General features: G+C 44.1%; 10 protein-coding genes and 1 pseudogene. 8 read left to right on the forward strand and 3 right to left on the reverse strand.

Annotation, left to right across the window (positions count from 1 at the left end):
* Nucleotides 1-1,039 (forward strand): HlyD family efflux transporter periplasmic adaptor subunit (locus RIE73_RS32945; RefSeq protein WP_446405178.1); only part of this gene is annotated, 1,039 nt, incomplete at its 5' end.
* A gap of 144 nt (nt 1,040-1,183) precedes the next feature.
* Here the strand turns inward: RIE73_RS32945 and RIE73_RS32950 are convergent.
* Together RIE73_RS32950 and RIE73_RS32955 are read right to left on the reverse strand one after the other, a co-directional pair.
* Nucleotides 1,184-2,491 (reverse strand): pentapeptide repeat-containing protein, encoded by a 1,308-nt coding sequence (locus RIE73_RS32950; RefSeq protein ID WP_446405179.1) that lies wholly within the window; start codon nt 2,489-2,491, stop codon nt 1,184-1,186.
* 361 nt (nt 2,492-2,852) lie between these two features.
* The gene (locus RIE73_RS32955) at nt 2,853-4,664 is read right to left on the reverse strand and encodes a serine/threonine protein kinase (RefSeq protein WP_446405180.1); all 1,812 of its coding nucleotides are present in this window, start codon (nt 4,662-4,664) and stop codon (nt 2,853-2,855) included.
* Between the two features lie 42 nt (nt 4,665-4,706).
* Between RIE73_RS32955 and RIE73_RS32960 the strand changes: the two genes are divergently transcribed.
* Both RIE73_RS32960 and RIE73_RS32965 read left to right on the forward strand, forming a co-directional pair.
* Nucleotides 4,707-4,850: a hypothetical protein gene (locus RIE73_RS32960; RefSeq protein ID WP_446405181.1), complete on the forward strand. Its 144-nt coding sequence runs from the start codon at nt 4,707-4,709 to the stop codon at nt 4,848-4,850.
* A gap of 231 nt (nt 4,851-5,081) precedes the next feature.
* A pseudogene (locus RIE73_RS32965) lies at nt 5,082-5,294 on the forward strand (nucleotidyltransferase family protein); the annotation flags it as partial.
* Nucleotides 5,295-5,333: 39 nt separating this feature from the next.
* Here RIE73_RS32965 and RIE73_RS32970 read toward each other — a convergent pair.
* Nucleotides 5,334-9,656, reverse strand: a complete 4,323-nt coding sequence (locus RIE73_RS32970) for an NACHT domain-containing protein (RefSeq protein WP_446405182.1) — start codon at nt 9,654-9,656, stop codon at nt 5,334-5,336.
* Between the two features lie 1,081 nt (nt 9,657-10,737).
* On the opposite strand from RIE73_RS32970, the gene RIE73_RS32975 reads away from it, so the two are divergent.
* The 5 genes from RIE73_RS32975 to RIE73_RS32995 all read left to right on the forward strand — a co-directional run bounded on the left by RIE73_RS32975 (nt 10,738) and on the right by RIE73_RS32995 (nt 17,892).
* Nucleotides 10,738-12,945 carry a dynamin family protein gene (locus RIE73_RS32975; RefSeq protein ID WP_446405183.1) on the forward strand — a complete coding sequence of 736 codons (2,208 nt, stop codon included), beginning with the start codon at nt 10,738-10,740 and terminating at the stop codon, nt 12,943-12,945.
* A 372-nt stretch (nt 12,946-13,317) separates the two neighbouring features.
* Nucleotides 13,318-14,307 carry a hypothetical protein gene (locus RIE73_RS32980; RefSeq protein ID WP_446405184.1) on the forward strand — a complete coding sequence of 330 codons (990 nt, stop codon included), beginning with the start codon at nt 13,318-13,320 and terminating at the stop codon, nt 14,305-14,307.
* Between the two features lie 54 nt (nt 14,308-14,361).
* Nucleotides 14,362-15,162 (forward strand): hypothetical protein, encoded by an 801-nt coding sequence (locus RIE73_RS32985; protein WP_446405185.1) that lies wholly within the window; start codon nt 14,362-14,364, stop codon nt 15,160-15,162.
* Nucleotides 15,163-15,793: 631 nt separating this feature from the next.
* Nucleotides 15,794-16,570, forward strand: a complete 777-nt coding sequence (locus RIE73_RS32990) for an LEVG family PEP-CTERM protein (RefSeq protein ID WP_446405186.1) — start codon at nt 15,794-15,796, stop codon at nt 16,568-16,570.
* 458 nt (nt 16,571-17,028) lie between these two features.
* The gene (locus RIE73_RS32995) at nt 17,029-17,892 is read left to right on the forward strand and encodes a VWA domain-containing protein (protein WP_446405187.1); all 864 of its coding nucleotides are present in this window, start codon (nt 17,029-17,031) and stop codon (nt 17,890-17,892) included.
* Nucleotides 17,893-18,192: the final 300 nt, after the last annotated feature.

Genomic DNA, 18,192 nt, shown 5'->3' on the forward strand with positions numbered 1-18,192 from the left:
GGAAATAGAAAGCGCGATCGCCAATGCCCAAACTGAACTAGGAAAAGCCCAATCCGCCCGACAAGATGCCTTGCGATTGGTCGAAGATTTACGGGCAAACCATACTGAAATGCTAGTCTTAGAAGACAATGCCCGTCAAGCGGCGAATCGAGTTCAACAAGAATTAGCTAGCATCCACCAAGGTAATTCTCCCCCCCAGATTCAAGCATTAGAACGGGATATTGAAGGACTTTACCAGAAAAAAGACCAACTTTCTGCTAGTCTCACAATTCGCCAGCAGCGTCTCCAAACCATTGAAGCTGTGAACCAAGAAGCGGGGAGTTCTGTAATTCCAGCGATTCGGGTTGATGAACTTCTCGATGATACCTATAGCCGCAAAGCTGAACTCGCTGAACTTACCAGTTTAATTAGCCGAAAACAAGCCCAAATTCAATCTTTTGTCAAAGAACTTAACGATAAACTCACCCGCGCCCAAGCTGAATTAAACGCCGCCACCGCCGCCAGACTATCCGTCGAGGAAAACCTGAACGCCGCCCAACTTGTGGTTAAGGATCGTCAGCGTCAAATCGAAGAATTAACCGCAGAAGTTCAGCGTCAACTCTCCCGGCGAGACCAACTAATTTTAGTCGCAGATACAACGGGAACTATCACCACTGAAGACTTAGACTTGCTGGAAAATACCTGGCATCCGGCGGGTGATAAAATCATGGAAATTGTGGATTTATCCGACTTAACTGTCATTGCCAAGATTCGCCAAGAAGATGAAAAGTTTATCCTCCAAGACGATCAAGTTAAGTTCTACAAACAAGGAGAACTGCAACCCTATACCACGGCGGTGGAAAATATTTCCTCAGCTCTGCAATCCGATGAAAACCAAATCAAACCGATATGGACAGTACGACTTTCGATTACCAATGACGATAGCAATCCGATGAAACCGGGAATGACAGGCTATGTCGCTATCGAAACGCGATCGATGACCCTATTTGCCAAACTCAAGCATGAAGTTCTCAAAGTTGTGCGTCCAATTTTTATCTGAAATCGTTGTAAAGATAGCTATTGTCTTGGATAAGGGTGCGATCGCAGGAGTGGCTGATCAGCGAATTACCAACCACCCTTGGCGACCCAGATACACTTCGCACTGATTTGGATAGTTCATTCATATTCCCTTTTGCCATTTGTCTTATTTCCATTCTGCGATCGCAGGCAGTAAAATCTTACTCAGGGGATGATTAATGTACTCTTGCAGTCGGGTAATTCCGGCACTTTGTACCGCGTCTATAACCCTAGCTTTTAGGGGAGAATTACTCTCAATCTGTTTAATCGCAGCGGCGACAGCAATCACTTTTTCTAACGGTGTTGTTGTCGGACAAGTTTGGCTCAATTCCTGCAAAAGTTGCTGAACTTCTGCGGCGACTTCTGCCCATTTGGGTTGAGCAAGATTCTGATCCAGTTGTTCGAGGATGCGGTGAACTTCGGATACCGCCTGTTGGAGATTCGGTGGAATTGGGGTGTTGTCACTGAGGGAAGCAGACGGGGGATTTTGGTTGATTCCCTCGGCAATGTTAGGCGTTACGGTATCATAAACAGGCGGTTGAATGTCTACTTTCACCTCCGGTGCGCCAGCAGTTGCGGTGTAATTAACTGGGGGGGTTTGGGGCTGTTGGATTTCAACTTTCACCTCGGGGACACTGGCGACAGGTGCATTTGTTGGTTGGGCTGGAGACGCTTGCACCGGAGCAACGTCTGGACTCACTTTGACTTGAACAGTGTTGAGATGCTGACGCCATAACTGAGTAAATTCTCCCGGAGCAAAACTTCCCTGATGAGGATGGCGTTTCTGTTGATCGGCTTGCAAGTAAATATAATCACAAATGACTTCGTTTAAGTTGGTAGCGCTGTTAATTTGCCAGTCCTGTAAACAGGTTCCGGTTAAGATAGCTTTGTTAAAGTTTGCCGATAAGACTTGGGTTTTTTCTAGGTTGGCGTCACTGAGATTTGCCATCCGTAGATTGGCGTCATTTAAATTTGCCACTTGCAAATTGGCTTCACTCAAATTAGCACCACTGAGGTTAGCCATTCGCAGATTGGCTTCACTTAAATTTGCCCGACTCAGGTTAGCGATTCTCAGATTGGCTTCACTCAGGTTAACCGCCGTGAGATTAGCGTCAATGAAGTTGACTAAGGTTAAATAGGCGCCGTTTAAATCTGTACCTGTCAGGTTCGCTAGATTGAGATTAACCCCTCTCAGGTTAGCGCCTCGGAGATCGGCGCTACTGAGATCCGCACCCTGAAGATTCGCATCACTGAGATTTGCCATTCTCAAATCAGCATTTTGGAGATTCACCCCACTCAAGTTTGCTTCATTCAGATTCGCTCGACTCAGGGAGGCTTGACTCAAATCGGGGACGAGTTCTGGATTCGCTTCCCGCCACTGATTCCAGGGTTCCACGCCTTGTTTAAGCAAAGCCGCATGTTCTTCATTTGCCATTGACTGCTAACCTCTTCACTTGCCCTTTTGTCGCAGCTTAACTCACGAAAACAGTAACCTACAAGAGTAGGGGTGGGGTGACAAGGGACTTGAAGGTACTACTGGGTGTCGGGTGTCGGGTGTCGGGTGTCGGGTGTAGAGTGTCGGGAAAAATTGAACTTTAAAAAGGGAGTCACCGAAACCTCTATTGTTTATTCATTTTGACCCTGAAGTCCTTCTAGTTGACGGCGTTGGCTCGCCAGAAAGAGCGCTCGCTCTTTACCCTATCTCCTCTTATGAGCTTTTGTGTTCCTTACCGAGAAGCCCCACACCCCACACCCCATACCCCACACCCTACCTTTGACGCGAGTTTGTCACCCCTTCAGGTTTCTGGGTTTTCTGGGTTTTCTTGCATTTCAGGGGTTTCTGGTGTCTCTGGCGTCTCTAGGGTTTCTGGCGTTTCTAGTGTTTCCGGGTTCTCTGGCGTTGCTGGTGTCTCCGGCGTTTCCGGGTTCTCTAGCTGACTGGATATGGTTTGAAACTCCTCAGGCGAACCTAGGGAATAATCCTCTAGGCGAAAATCGCCAAAAGGTGTCTGTTCCAAGCGCGATCGCAAGGCTTCATCGACAATCACACCTGGGGTTTTATTTTTCACACCAATAATAATAATACTACGTTGATAGGATGTGGCATCTTGATCCGGAATACAATCGTCTCGGTTAAATTGGCCCAGATTTAAGAGGCGATAATTCTCTACCGATGCAACATCTCGAAATAACTTTTTTGCTAGGAGTTGGATTTGCTCGGCGCGTCGAAAGGCTCGCTGTTCTTCTCCCGCTGGCGTTCCTTCACAGGAAGCCGTTCCCACGGAAATAATTTCACTGGGATTTTCCATCAGGCTCTGTATCCCTTCGTCCTCTAAATTTGACCGTAAGGCATCAATAGGGATCATCTGCTGATTATAGTTAACTTGAAACGTACTCCCCAGTTTCCATTTATATTCCCGTGAAAGCACCGCCACACTAAATTCAGCCGTTCTCCCTTCACTATCAGCGCCTTCCTTGTAAGGGAAATAATCCACATCTCCCTTTCGTTGCGGCGCTTGCGCTGGGGTAAATATCCAAACCCATTGGGAATTTAACCCCCCTGAACCGATAATTCCAATCCCTAAAATAACCAGTATCGCTACCACTAAAATAACCACTTGCCAGCGCCCAGAGCGGCGTTCTGGGGCGGGTTCGGATTGAGGGAGGGGAGCGACTCCCACTTTCAGGGTTTCGGTCAATGTAGCGGGTTGATGCTCTAAGGTGTCCAGGCGTTGTAGAATAGCTGGGGCAGTTGGCGGGCGATCGCTAACGTATCGCGCCATCAATTCATCGATAAATTGCAATAAGTTTGGGGAAATTCCGGTGGTGTGATTGCGCCAGTTTAATGTATCCGTTTGAGCATCATATAAACTGATGGGATGATGTCCCGTCAATAAAAAGACAAACGTCCGTCCCAAGGCAAAGAAATCCGATTGTCTTACCGCTTCCCCATGGATTTGTTCCGGGGCGGTATACCCCGATGAAATAATCGCCGTAATCCCGCCACCCGCGCCCACTTTCGCCAGATAGGTGCGGGTGACTTCTCTGGCTGTACCAAAATCAATTAACACCAACTGCCCATCAGGGCGAAGCATAATATTAGAAGGCTTAATATCCCGATGCAGATACTGCTGATCATGAATAAGCTGTAGAATAATCGCAAGCTGTTTTAACCACGCGATCGCTTGCGCTTCAGAAATGGGTCGATTTTGCTGTTGTTCTAACCACTGCTCTAAGGTAGGTCCTTCTATTTTCTCCATTACCAAGCAGTGCAACCCCAACCCATTCCGCGTCTGATAGAGGAAAGAACTATCGACTTGCGGAATCCCCGGATGATTCAGTCGCCCTAACACCACCGCCTCTTGTTCAAACAGTTCCACCGCTTTGGCGTCTTGGTTGAGATGATCCTTGAGAACTTTCAGGATTTTAGGTGTACTCCCTTCGTAGACTTCGTAGATATTGCCAAAGCCACTCTTATCACTAATCAGGCGCATCACCCGATAAAGCCCATTCAGCAGCAACTCTGAACCACAGCTTTGACAGAAGCGCTGATGCTCATTCTCTGAGGCGTCGGGTTTTGGACAGGTTGGGTTAATGCAAAGGGGCATAGGTGGCGATAGAATAGCGACAGTCTCCCTATTTAACTATAAATGAATCGGGTTAAACCCTCCTCACCGTTTACCGCTCGACAGCCAGGAGAACCCACCGCTATCTGTCCCACATCACCCATTCGCAGCAGCCCACAGCGTACCATTGGTGTAGGGGAACGGCAATACCCATCCGTGTCAACTTAAGACTTTGTATGACTAGCGCTCAAAGTTTAGATCCCCCTAAATCCCCCTTCAAAAGGGGGACTTTGATTACAGGGGTTTTCAAGTTGGGAGACTACAGACCATAATTGAGTAGATAGGTAAGTAGCTACGATTTTGTATTCCATAAACCTGAAAAGTGCTGTAATTTCTGGTTCCCCCCTTTTTAAGGGGGGCTAGGGGGGATCTCTTATTAAGTAAGGGTTTCAGCCTTAGGTATTTGGCTCTGTAGCACGGGGAGAAGCAACCGAACAGAGCGATATTGATTTTTTGATTGATTATGATCGAAACTGCACGAGTGCTTGGTTTCCTGGAGGATTGATCAATGATTTAGAGTCTTTTTTTAACAGTAAGGTAGACATTACGACAACTCGCGGATTAAGTCCACTAATTGCTGAGAATGTATTCCAAGAGGCGATCGAATTATAAATGAATGTAAGGCATGAGTAGAGCCGTTAACCATCTTATCTACATTCGCAACGCTGTATTGAGGACAAAAGCTTTAACTGTCACACCGGAGTTAGATAATTTTGCGGCTTGCTGCTCATATTTTTCTTTGGCTTCCTCAATACTGTTATTCTTTTTTTGTGCGTCACGCTTTCTATAGTCGCTATCATCCCACTGTTCACAATTAAACCAGGCGATGAGGTAAAGACCATGCTGACAGCGATTATCCTTGAGATAGCGATTGACAAGTTGTTCTTCCATTGCCGTATCTAACTCTTTGTTATTCCAGCCGCCTTTCACTTCAATGATGACAGTTATAGAATCATAAACCTCTCCATTTTGATTCTTGATCACAGCATCAACTTGAATATCTGTTCGTTCACCTCGACGAATTTCAACTTCCCGGTTGATAATGACGCCTTTTGACTTGAGACAATCTAAGTATCGCGCTACATAGTCAGAAAACCGATTTTCATCTTTTGGGATATATGCAGTATCACTAATTTTTCTCCAATTTATTTTTTCCCAAACATCAATCTTGAGAGACTTTTCAAGAGTAAACCTTTTTTTTAACTGCTTAAAAACTGAATCAGCTAACCTTCTGACTTGAGTCCATTTGATTTCGTTCCATAAATCTATAACAGCAGGATTCTGACCATGAAGTTTTTTCTGCAAACTTTCTAGCGATTCCATTAACACCGCTAACAGTTCATTTCCATCCTTAACCAGACGTTTTTCGGAGTCACTAAAAAGTTTTAGTAGGTCATCAGGCTTTGGTGGAGTCCAAGTTTTACGCCGCCTGATATTTTGAGCCTCTCGCAACATCCATTTCAACTCTGTCTCTTCAGGAAATACTTGAGCAATACGCTGAATCTCAGAACAGGCTTGAGGTGTTCCTTTTTCTTTCAGTTGAGTCAGTACGCTGTCTCTAAACCTAGCAATTGCTTCTCTAACCCCAAAAATGTGAGCGCCCTCATGAACAGGATCTTCATGGTGAGGATATTGCTGAACTAACCAGATATAAAGGTCAGCCATTTGTTCCTCTGTGATGTTTAAGTTAATATCCCATGAGTAACGGTGAGCAACTTTTTCAGCGACTTTTTCAAATATCTCTAGTCCAAAATTTTGGTCTTTTTGAATAACTGACCAAACGACTGACCAGCTATTGGGTTCTGCATTTTCAATCAATACTCTAGCTGCAACAATAGTTCGTTCGCGTTCTTCCGAGCTTGAAGGAAGTGGAAAAGTAATCAGTGATTTAGCAAATTCTCTTGCTTCAATGGATTCATGAGTCAACAGTTCATCGAGTAACTGCCCCATCCATTTAGGACTCAGCGTTGTATCTTTAGCCTTTTGCAAAAAAGCAGATTTCAATCGCTCGTCCCAACATTTTTCAATTTTATTGGTAATGTTTAAAGAGTTCTCTGTCTCTCTTTCTTTGTCTATGACTAGAAAAAGTGCTTTAATTACTTCAGAGGGAGCTTTAGAATAAGCTAGTTTGATTAACTCCAGATAATCATCTTGATTGGGGTTGCTGCTAGGGAATGCAATGATAACAGGTATCCACCTATGCCATATTTCAGAAGAAAGGGTATCGAGGCAATGTGGAGATTCCTTTAAAAGTAACTGCAAAGCCCTACATCCAGCGAGTGCTGGTCGATTATAGTTATTTGTCCCTATCCAGTCGTCAGCTACTTCGTTTTGCTCATGAATGTACTTACTAGCCCCCTCAATAATTCTGCATTGAGTATCTGAATCTGCTTCTTGCCATCCAGGAAGTTTGGTTAAATCTGATTCAAATTCGTCCCCGTAATATTGGCTATCTGGCTCAAGAGTCATCTCAAGGTTGAGTTGCCACCAAGCATCTAGTTGTCCAGACTCTAGTTGTTCTAGTGTGACAATAATTCTTTCTTTCGGAGATGGCTCTAAAGGAGTCGGCTTTTGTTCACGATTTTCCAATAGATAGTCAGCTTTTATTTTCTTGGCTTTATCGGAGTCTAAGTCAATAGCTTTGACATAATCTATCAACTCTTTACGCAAAATATTATTCCTGTCTCTAGCTGTAAGAATAGCGTCTATTTCTTGAAGATACTTAAGATTGTCGGGTGAACTTATAAAAATACGACAAATCTGCTTAATGAATTTTGCCCAAGTTTTTTGCGTAGACTCGGATGTAGACTGTTGGAGCTTACCAAGCATCCAAAGAATATCTTTATCTAAACAAAGACTATTTGTTGCAAAGTTTAGTAAATAAAGTTGCTCATCTTCTGATTCAGCAAGGAATAGAACCACTTGTTCTATTAATTTGTGTCGCTTATCATCTTCATCGCACAGAAGGGACAAAAACTTATTATAACTGATCCTCGATGTTATGACTGACTGATAAGTTTGCCACTGGATCAGGGCTATCTTAGCAAAACTCTCTGTAATTCCAGGACAATCAAAATTCTCCCAAGCTTTTAAAAGGATAGAATTTGCCAATCCTTCAAATTCAAAGGGATGTCCGCCAAGTCGCGCTCCTTGCTGTTCTACCCAATCGAGAGCTATTAATAAATCATCTGACTGAAGCTTTCCTACAAGTTTAGATTGAATAAATCTCGGATAATTAATGCTAAATCTTCCTTTTTTAGGAGGAGTTATAACTCTAAACAATTCCTCTGCTGTCAAGTATTCCGACCAAACTGCCATCAGAGACGCACCTTTAAGTTCATCATTTTCATCTTCGGCAATTTCCCCAACAGCTAAAGGTTTCAACTTTAATCTTGTATCTGCATCACCAATTGAACCGATAGCTATTGCTGCCTTTACTCTGAGTCTTATAGGTTGAGATGAATCAAGTGCTAAGTTTACTAAATCTTCCTGAAGTTCAGATATTTCGCAAATCTCAGCAATTTTTATTGCCTCATGCCTAGAATGAAACGGCTTACTGGAATCCTCAAGATAAGGACGCAGTTGTTCAGCCAATCCAGGATGCTTTAACTTTTTGTATCTGGTGTAATTATCTAAACTTGGAAATAAATTTTCTTGATCATACTGCTTCAGTAAGTTATCAATAATAACATTCTTACTTGCATCTGTGGCTATGTCACTTCGTAATATCACATCAGGGTCAGTCCTGATAATTTCCTGAAGAATGTCCTCCCTCATACTGGCTAACCACGCAGCCATTTCATGAAGTTGAGGAACTAATTTGTGTTCAGAATCATCGGAAGACACAATCAGACTCATAACCTGGACTAACGGGATTTCACGCTCAACTAAGTACCAGGCGGCTAGAAATTCAGCATAGGTTTGGTGAGCAAAGCCGATGCGATTTGTTCCTCGTCCCGAAAATAAGCCTGTAACAGATAGCACTTCCTTAATACAAGCATCATCAACATCAAACTTTTGCTGTTCTCTGGTTTCTTGACCACCTCGCAAATCCTTAATGGCTATATCCGAATCTGGCATATCTTTCGTGTCTGGGCTTTTCCAAATAGCGGATCGATTCGCTAAGATTGTTAAAGCCGCGATACGACCTGCTACAATTAAGCGCTGCTCCTCATTAAATGCACCTGTGACGGTAGAATCCAAGCGATCTTCGTTTACTTCCTTACACAGTTCTAAACACCCCTGTTTATACAATTCTTTCTGAGAATCAGGAAATTGTTGATTTTTCTGATAGATGCTCAGTAAGAATTTTAACGTAATTGGTTTAATTGCCAATGGAACGGCTTCTCGCTGAATAACCTCTTTGATGAATTCATCAGAATTTATGTTTTGCTGTTGTGCGGCTTCAATAACATCACTTCGGCGTAAGGGAGCAAGTTGATATATCCCGACCTTTTCTTCTTCCCATTTCTGTTTAAGCTTTTGTTCCAAACTATCCGACCAATCAGCGGTTCTACAGGTGATCCTTAGGTAAAGACGTTCGCAAGGTAGGTCTTTAAGCTTACCCTTCAAAATTTTTACCAGCTTTTTTATAGAGAGTCGTCCTTCATCTAAACTATCGAGGAATAAATAGAGTTGATGACTTCCCTTGCTCCACGTTTGCACTGTATGGTTATCGAAAATTTCCTGACATAATCTTGTATCTGTTTCATATTCACCCAGTTCAAACCACAGACACTCATCGTCAGAATCACGAACTTGCTCTAACCTTTGTTTGTACTCTTGTTTGGCTGCTGTCGTTTTACCAATACCCGCCTCACCCAGCAACACTAAACAGGGAATATGGGATATATTTGTGAAGGGAACTACCTCTGGGTTGGTTAAATATCCATAATCTTCGGGATCAGCTAAAAATCCCCCATAAAACCGGATATTACCCGTAATTGGACACCAAAAGCGTTTCCAGTTGTACATACTTTTTTACGGAATCACTCGACTTATCTATACAAGAACATCCCATCAACGCGAAAAGCATTGGTTATGCACGGCTGATACCTCAATACTAGCTATATTAGCAACTTGCCCAGCCACGCGATCGCACGCACGCACATTGACACCAGCCTATCTCACCAGAAACTAGGGGTTTTGTCCGCCACGCGATCGCACAATCCTCTATAGTGGTGTAACCCATCTCAAGTGAGTCAGTCTCCCGGCTTGGTAGAAACAGAAGTATCGTTTCCCTCAATTGTGCGATCGCGCTACTATGTATGGATAGCCTTACACTCAGATCTTGCCAAGGAAATCGCGACGCCAAACTTGCCTTGCGCCTGCTTGACAAAATAAAGAGAAAAAACTAGGGGGTGTGGAAACCCGCGCAGGCGGGTTTTGTTTGTGTAGCTGCGGTTTTAACCGCCCAGCGATTTCTAGATTTTGACAATCCATAATTTATTGCTTAACACATATACCCCAATCCCTCACTCTCAACCCTACTCTGTACTCCTCCTCAGCAAATCCTCCACCGACACCTGACAATCAGGGAACGCCTGTTGTAAATCCTTTGCCAAGCGTCGATTCGCACCTGGTATATTTACTGAATTTTCCCTCCAGTCGCCCGTTTTGAGAAAACGCGATCGCACAATCCTCTATAGTGGTGTAACGCCTCACCGTGAATCAGTCTCCCGGCTTGGTAGAAACAGAAGCATCGTTTCCCTCAATTGTGCGATCGCGCTACTATGTATGGATAGTCTTACACTTGACAAGGAAAGAGAAAAAAACTAGGGGTGTGGAAACCCGCGTAGGCGGGTTTTGTTTGTGTAGCTGCGGTTTTTAACCGCCCAGCTTGATCGGAACTGCGATCGCGCTACCATGTATGGATAGCCTTACACCCCGATGTTGCCAAGGAAATCGCGACACCAAACTTGCCTTGCGCCTGCTTGACAAGGAAAGAGAAAAAACTAGGGGTGGGGAAACCCGCGTAGGCGGGTTTTGTTTATGTAGCTGCGGTTTCTAACCGCCCAGCGATTTCTCCGCGTCTACAACCGCCCAATTAACTATCATGTCCAATCGCGCCGAAACCATCGCCAAAATTATAGAACAACGCCAACCCTTGGTTCAGAGCATCGCTGATGTCGAGGAACATCTGAGAAATCTGACGGACTTGCTCCGCTCCTTAGATCAACGGCGTCATATCTTAAAGGATAAACTAGATGAACCGGACGTGTGCGATCGCCTCACCCAAATCGACTTTTCCCCTTTGCGCTTACAGATTAGCACGCAACTGGATCAACTGCATCAACTTCGCGATCGCTTCTCCCGCCCTACCTTAAATATTGGCGTCGTTGGACTCATGGGTCAAGGCAAAAGTACCTTCCTCCAGAGTATCAGTGGACTCTCCGATGATGAAATCCCCGCCCTCCGAGGCGGTGCTTGTACCGCTGTTCGCAGCACCATTTATCATCAACCCGGAGAACCCTACGCCGAGGTAACGGTTCATTCTGAACAGACGTTTTTACAAGAAGTGATTCAGCCCTATTACCAGGAATTAGACTTAGGCAATCCTCCCAAAACCATAGATGAATTTGCCGGAACCTTGCCGGAATTTTCGGGAACAGATGCGACCAAAAAGTCAATGTATGAACATCTCAAAGAAGATTATCATAAACACTTACCCATGTACAGACACTTACTCCTGTCTGGCGCACCCCGAAAACTCCCCCCCATTCCCAAAGAACGCATTCATGAATATGTCGCCCAACGCCGCTTTCCCCAAGGTGAATTAATTACCTTTGACCATTTAGCCGTTCGCGAAGTTAAAATCTTCTGTCCCTTCAAAAATTCCGATGTCGGTAAAATCGCCTTAGTCGATGTACCCGGTTTAGGAGATACTCGTTTAGGCGATGAGAAACTTATCCTAGAAACCATCGGACAAGAGGTGGATTTAGTGATTTTTATTCGCCGTCCCGATAAACTCCGCTATGGATGGGAAAAACGGGATACCGATTTATACAATACCGCAGCCGAAGCATTAAATAATCTAGAGAATCGCTCGTTTATGATTCTCAACCATGTCACCGGAACCGATGACAACATGGAAGCCTGTCAGAAACATCAAACCAGTATTCATGATAAACATATTGATGTCATCCGCTGCAAAATTGCCGATTGTGCTAATCCAGAGGAAACCAATGCCATTCTCGACTTAGTTCTCAACTATCTAGCCAATAACATCACCTACTTAGATGAGCAACATGCCCGCCTCTACCAGAAAAAACTCAAGGAACTGCAAATTTTAATTAATGCGGAACTAGAGAAAGCCCGTCTGGTTTGGTCAGGTGGATTAATTGTTGATGACATCAATGAACAAGCCAAGTTTTTGCGCCTATTCAATAAACTTTGGGCAAATCTAACGCGGGGGCTGGAAGAATTATTAGATCACCTGGATTTGGCAAAAGATCGCGATGAACAAGATATCTTTAAGCAACAGGTTGAAGCCATTATCCAAACCTGCAAAAGCGATACCGGAATTCCCACAGAGGAACCCCTCAACGAAATCATTGCCCGACGGTTTGAAGAAGGGGATTGGCAAACCACTTATGCCAAATATCTCCATGAAATCCGCAATCATCTCACCCGACATTTCCACGCCATGGACATGGGGTTAAAAGAGTATGTGGAACAGGCAAAATCTCAGGTAACTGAGGTACTGGTGAATCAAGGACAATTAGGAGAACTCACACCAGCCAAAGGGTCAGAGTTTCTGCAAGCCATGGCAGAACGGATTCCCGATAATTTAGTCCGACTTAAGCACGCTTTCCATACCCTATCAAATTTTGAAATGTCGTATAAAGCCAACTTTCACTATCGGATTCGCCCTCATTTAGATAATCTCAATCCTGATAAAACCAATCTGCGTTTATCTGCATCGAATGCTACAGAGTCGCGGGAGATTAAGGCACAGGAAATCTTCACCTATTTAGAAACATTACAAGAAGAAGCCGTGTTTAAATGTCAACATGCCTTAGAAAATTTTTATGGCGAACCCGGTCAAGCGGCGTTTGCTGAAGTTGAAGAGTTTGTTGATCAGGTGCTGCGAGCAAAAGACGTTAAAAATGAATGGCAAATCTTTCTGTTTCAAGAAAAAGATCAGGTTTGGTCGAAGGAATTTGGCGATAACCAAGAAGGTGATGATCGTCAGCAATGGCTATCGTTAGTGGATCAAGCAATAGCGGCTAATTCCCTAAAAAAACTCCAGTTTCTGAATTGATTTAGACTTGGCGCGATCAATTCGCTCGTAGTGAGCGCTTTAGCGCCTCCGTTCGTAGTGAGCGCTTTAGCGCTTCCGTTCGTAGTGAGCGCTTTAGCGCCTCCGTTCGTAGTGAGCGCTTTAGCGCCTCCGTTCGTAGTGAGCGCTTTAGCGCCTCCGGGTGGCGATTCAAAAAAAGCAATCCGCTTTCATAAGAACTGGATTTCAGCGACTCGCCCCTACATCCTACATGAGATACACAGACTTGTTCGAGAATTATATTAAAATTAAGGGCAGGTTTTGTATCAAAGAAAAAAAACAATCAATAGTTAATCCCTAAACCCGCCCCTACAAACGTGTCATAGCACGTCTATACCCAAAGGATGGAGAAAGATGGCTAAAGAACTGAATATAACAATGCTAGGTGCGAGTGGTGTCGGCAAAACCACATTATTGACCTCAATGTATGAGCAATTTGAGGCAACCAGTCGTCAAGCCAATCTGCACCTAAAACCCGATGTTGAAACAGCAGCAATTCTAGAACGGTATCTCGCTCAACTCAAAAGTTTAACCTACGAATTTAAAGCCGATGAACGCACCAAAGGAATTCGCGGCACCTTAGCCGTCGCTGGACCCGAATCCTTACCCTCTTACCGTTTTGATTTAGGGTTAAATGACAAAAACGATGATCTGCGGCTACAGTTTCGAGATTATCCTGGTGGCTATATTTTACCCAGTGATGTGGCGGGACGGCGATTTGTGCAGAAGATGTTGCGGGAATGTGCAGCGGTTATTGTGGCAATTGATACGCCAGCGCTGATGGAACTGAATGGCAGATGGCATGAGGTGAGAAATAAGCCGGATGAGATTATGACATTGTTTAAGACAGCCTACCAAAAACTGGACGAACCCAAGTTAGTCATTTTGGCTCCTGTCAAGTGTGAAACTTACATGCAAGATGAAGTATCTGCCCACAATCTGATTAAACGAATTCAAGAAAAATATGCCCCATTACTGGAATTTTTTCAAGCGCCAAGACGAGCCGATAAAATTGCCGTGGTGACAACGCCAGTGCAAACCGTTGGCTGTGTGGTGTTCTTGAAAATCGAGGTAGAAAATCTGAATCAACCCCGCTTTTATTTTCGCAAGACGAGTTTTGATGCCCAATATAGTCCCCAAGACAGCGAACAGTTGCTGCGGTATTTACTGCGATTTTTGTTAAAGGTCTATATTCAAAATCGCAGTTGGTCGATGTTTAACGTGGTTCGGGAATTTTTCAATCCGGATGCTCAACTCAAGCAAGCGGTAGAGCAATTTGCTCAAGGGTGCAAAACAAACGGAGGATTTGCTGTTCTCCAAGGCAAATCCTTGTTGACACTTTAGAATTTGTAATTTGCCTATATAGCTCAAAACTATTTTTAAATTAGGAATCAACTGATGGATATCTATATCCAGAGTCGCGGCTTTGAACAAGATTATGATTACCGTTGGCTACAGGTTGGTAACGATGGGTCAATTCAACCCAAATTGCCACCCATCGGATTAACGGTACCCAGTTTAATCGATCGCGAAACACCAACGGTTGTGTTAGAACGATTAGTGGATAACCAGTTGCTGTTGCTCCTAACGGGACTCGAACCCAAAGGACGAGTCGATTTTCTAGACCGCCAAATCCGCATCGCTATGGCTTGGGTGGGTGCAACGGCGGACGAACCCCTGCTGCGAAGTTTAGCCGCATCTGCATTAATTGACGAAGACTATCACCTCCTAGTCGAACAACTCAATCAAGCGGTAGGCTTAGGCGGTAACTATGGCTTTCAGGTGTCATTACCTGAGATGAAGCAATTGATTACCGTAATCCGAAATCCCCAGCAACTGTCTAATCAACCGCCGACTCTCACCCCAAAAATTGGACGAAATATCACGACGCTAAGATATGAATTAGCCGAAGAACTACGCACCTGTCATTTACCGCCAACTCCCGGTATTCTCCTCGTCGTCACCGGGATTAAAAAGCCCGAAGCGCTACAAGAGGCTGGTGTGTGGCGCAGTCTATCGTTATTGGTAGAGGGCGAGAGTTGGCAGGAGTTCTCGCCTCAACCCGGGTTTTTGCCCGCCAATTTGCAGGAGGGAATCCGCTCCAAGAATCCCCTAATTTGGCTGATGGTGTTGATATCGATTCTCTCCTACTGGTTAGCATCGCTGGTGAAATTGCTCTCTAGCCAAAAAGATACTTAGTGCAAGACGGCAAAAGTTGATGATTACCTTAGTGCATACAGAATACTGTTGGCAAATTACCTCAAACTGACTACAGAACCTAAAAACAGTAACGTACACTACAAAATCAGCTAAGTTGCGTGACAGGTCACTGCTGAGTGGGGAGCATCCCAATTTGGCAACTTGGCTTTTTGAATGGGGCTGAAACCATTGCCATTACGTTACTTGAGGTAATGCTTTGTCCAAAACGGGATGCTCCCATCTCTTATACGTATATTTTGTAACAAAGCTGTAACAATCTAGTGATCCCTTGTTCTATAAAGCTTGTATCGTTTAAGAAAGAGGTGACAAGACGATAAAGGGGAGGGGGGAAACTTTTTGATGATGTCTGTACCTGCTCTGGAAGCAGAAGCACGGGTGGGGGATAGAAGTAATTTTTATAGTAATTCCGGTTGTCATAAATTCAATCAGACACCCTGAACATCATCTTCACATAAACTTTATATGAAATTCATCGTAACTTTATAGACAACTTCAAGAATCCAGTCTACGATTTATTTAGTCGAAAGAAAATCACAACTTTAGACAATCCATCAAACATTAAACCAAGTCTTTACAGATTAAACATCTACTCACTCTAGGGAACCACATCATGAAATCTCTCTCAACTCTTTTCCGCCATTCCGCTACCGTTGCCTCGCTGATTGCTGCATCTACAGTAACTGCAGGTCTCATAGCTCCTTCAGCTTCCGCGATGTCCCTCGTACCTCAAGAGGAAGGACAAGTTCAACTTACCAATAGCGGGAGCGTAGGTTGTGCACAAGGTACATGCATTAGTACCGACTCATTCGGCTACTCCATAACGAGTCTGGAGTACGATGAAAACTCAAACTTAAGTCCTCTATTCGTTGACAAAGGAGCGACGGAGGATACATACAGTTTCAATAGTTTTACAATAGAATTTCCTGAAAGAGACCCAGGCACGAATTCGGAAATAACTGAAGAATTTTGGTTCCGACCAGTAGCTATCAACAGCAATGGCAAGCCTCGTAATGAAGGTAGATTGGAAATTGGTCGCTTCTTGTTTGAATTTGACGAAGAAGTTGAGGAGATGACACTGGATCTTTCCTTCTTTGATGTTGAAGATGGTAATGTCAGTGGCATTATCGAGGTGAACGGTGAAGATTTTGAGCCTCTTCTGCCCGGCGGACCTGACGATGCGATTCAGTCAGTGACTCTTAACAACGTCGAATCCTTTGTGGTTCAGTTAGGAAACCCCAATAGCACCACTTTCCCGAGTTCTGGTGATGGCGTTCTCCTACAGGTTGAAAAATCCGTACCCGAACCAGGAACGGTCTTGGGCTTAGGGACTCTGGCGATGGCAGGTGGTCTAGGCTTACGCAAGCGCAACAAAAAGTCTGATGCCTAAATTGGCTAAACAGGTGCTATAATTCTCAACCTTTAGCACCTGAACAAATTTGTTAACTCCGCTATTAAAATCTAAATAAGAAACTTCCAGGGATTCGAGATATTCATCTCCAATCCCTATTTAGTTGCGTATACCACATCACTAGACCAGCGCGGCGGAAGTAACTCTCCAGTTAAAAAAGGTGCAAAATCTTATGGTATAAGCTTTCTGCCCTTCTGCCTTCTGCCTCCTGCCTTCTGCCTTCTTGCACTAGGGTGTGGTATACCTGATTTTATGCATTAGATTGGGTTTGTAGTCAGGGATGCGAGTCCTGAGTTTTGTTGGGTTTCGGCGCGTCAACCCAATTTACAGTACCATCTCCCTAATAGTACATATAAACTATATGTGATGGTTATAATACACTTAAGAATTCTTAATTAAATCAATGGTGATCAACCTGCGGACTGTAGGAAGTTCAAATGTCTATTTATAACTGGGTGGCAAAAACCATTAAACTATTGGTATCGGGTCTCTCGGCAATATGCCCCAAAAAAACAAGGGCTACGACGCCGAGCGCTCCACCCATTTTGCATCAAGCAACGATTATTGAAACCCAAAATCAGGGTATTATTCAAAAAGGGGACTCTATGCCAAGTAAAAAACTTTTTAACCGAGATGTTTTCATGCTCATCGACCAAAGTGGGTCAATGGTGAGACGAGATCCAGAATTTAATAATAATATTCGCTGGAAAGTTCTACCGGAAGTTATTGAAGGACACGTCTATCGCATTCTCAATGAAACCAGTCTGGATGGGGACAAGGTTTGTGAGGAGATTGCCTTAACCTTTTTTAGTCCTAATCGTCCCTGTGACAAAATCATCTACATTGAAGATACGGCTCAGGTTCCTAGTGTCTTTGATGAAAATCAACCCGATAGTAGCACGTTTATCACACCAACCCTTGAGCAAGTGATTAATCAATGGTTTGCTAATCGTGAAGCAAATCGGGAAGGGTTTATTGTTATTTACACCGATGGTCAGTTTGATGACCGCGATAAGTTTTTGAACCTGATTCAGACCACCAGTGCCAGATTGAAAAGTCAGGATGAACTGAAAATTGTGATTATCGGGTTTGGGAGTGAATTGAATCCCAAGTTTTATCTGGAACTGGATAAAAATGTCAGAGGATTCACCGATTCTAAGGGATTAGATTGCAATATTGTGGTGTTTGATTTGTTAAGTAAAATGCCCAATATTATTGAGCTACTGAACCGTCAGCTTGAAAACCCAGCCGCCGGTTTGCCGATGTGGGCTAAGGAGCAATATCCCGATTTGTTTACTTGACAATCAGCCCTCACTCCCCGCCTCTCTCTATCTCCCCCTTACCCATTTTTGAATCTCCCTCTTCCCAATTAGATCCCCCTTCCGTCCCACTTTTGATCCCCCTTTTGATCCCCCTCCCGTCCCCCTTATAGATCCCCCTCCCGTCCCCCTTATAGATCCCTGACAGGTGTAGGTTTTTTATTTTAGGGTGGGGACAAGACAAGGAGGACAAGGAAGGAAAGAAGACAAGGGGGAAAAACCGTACAGAATTCGGTTCGGTCAAACTAACTTCTAAAAGCCGAAACGCCCTATTTTTCGTTC

Origin of the sequence: Coleofasciculus sp. C1-SOL-03 (assembly GCF_040220555.1) — a bacterium.
Classification (GTDB): Bacteria; Cyanobacteriota; Cyanobacteriia; order Cyanobacteriales; family Coleofasciculaceae; genus Coleofasciculus.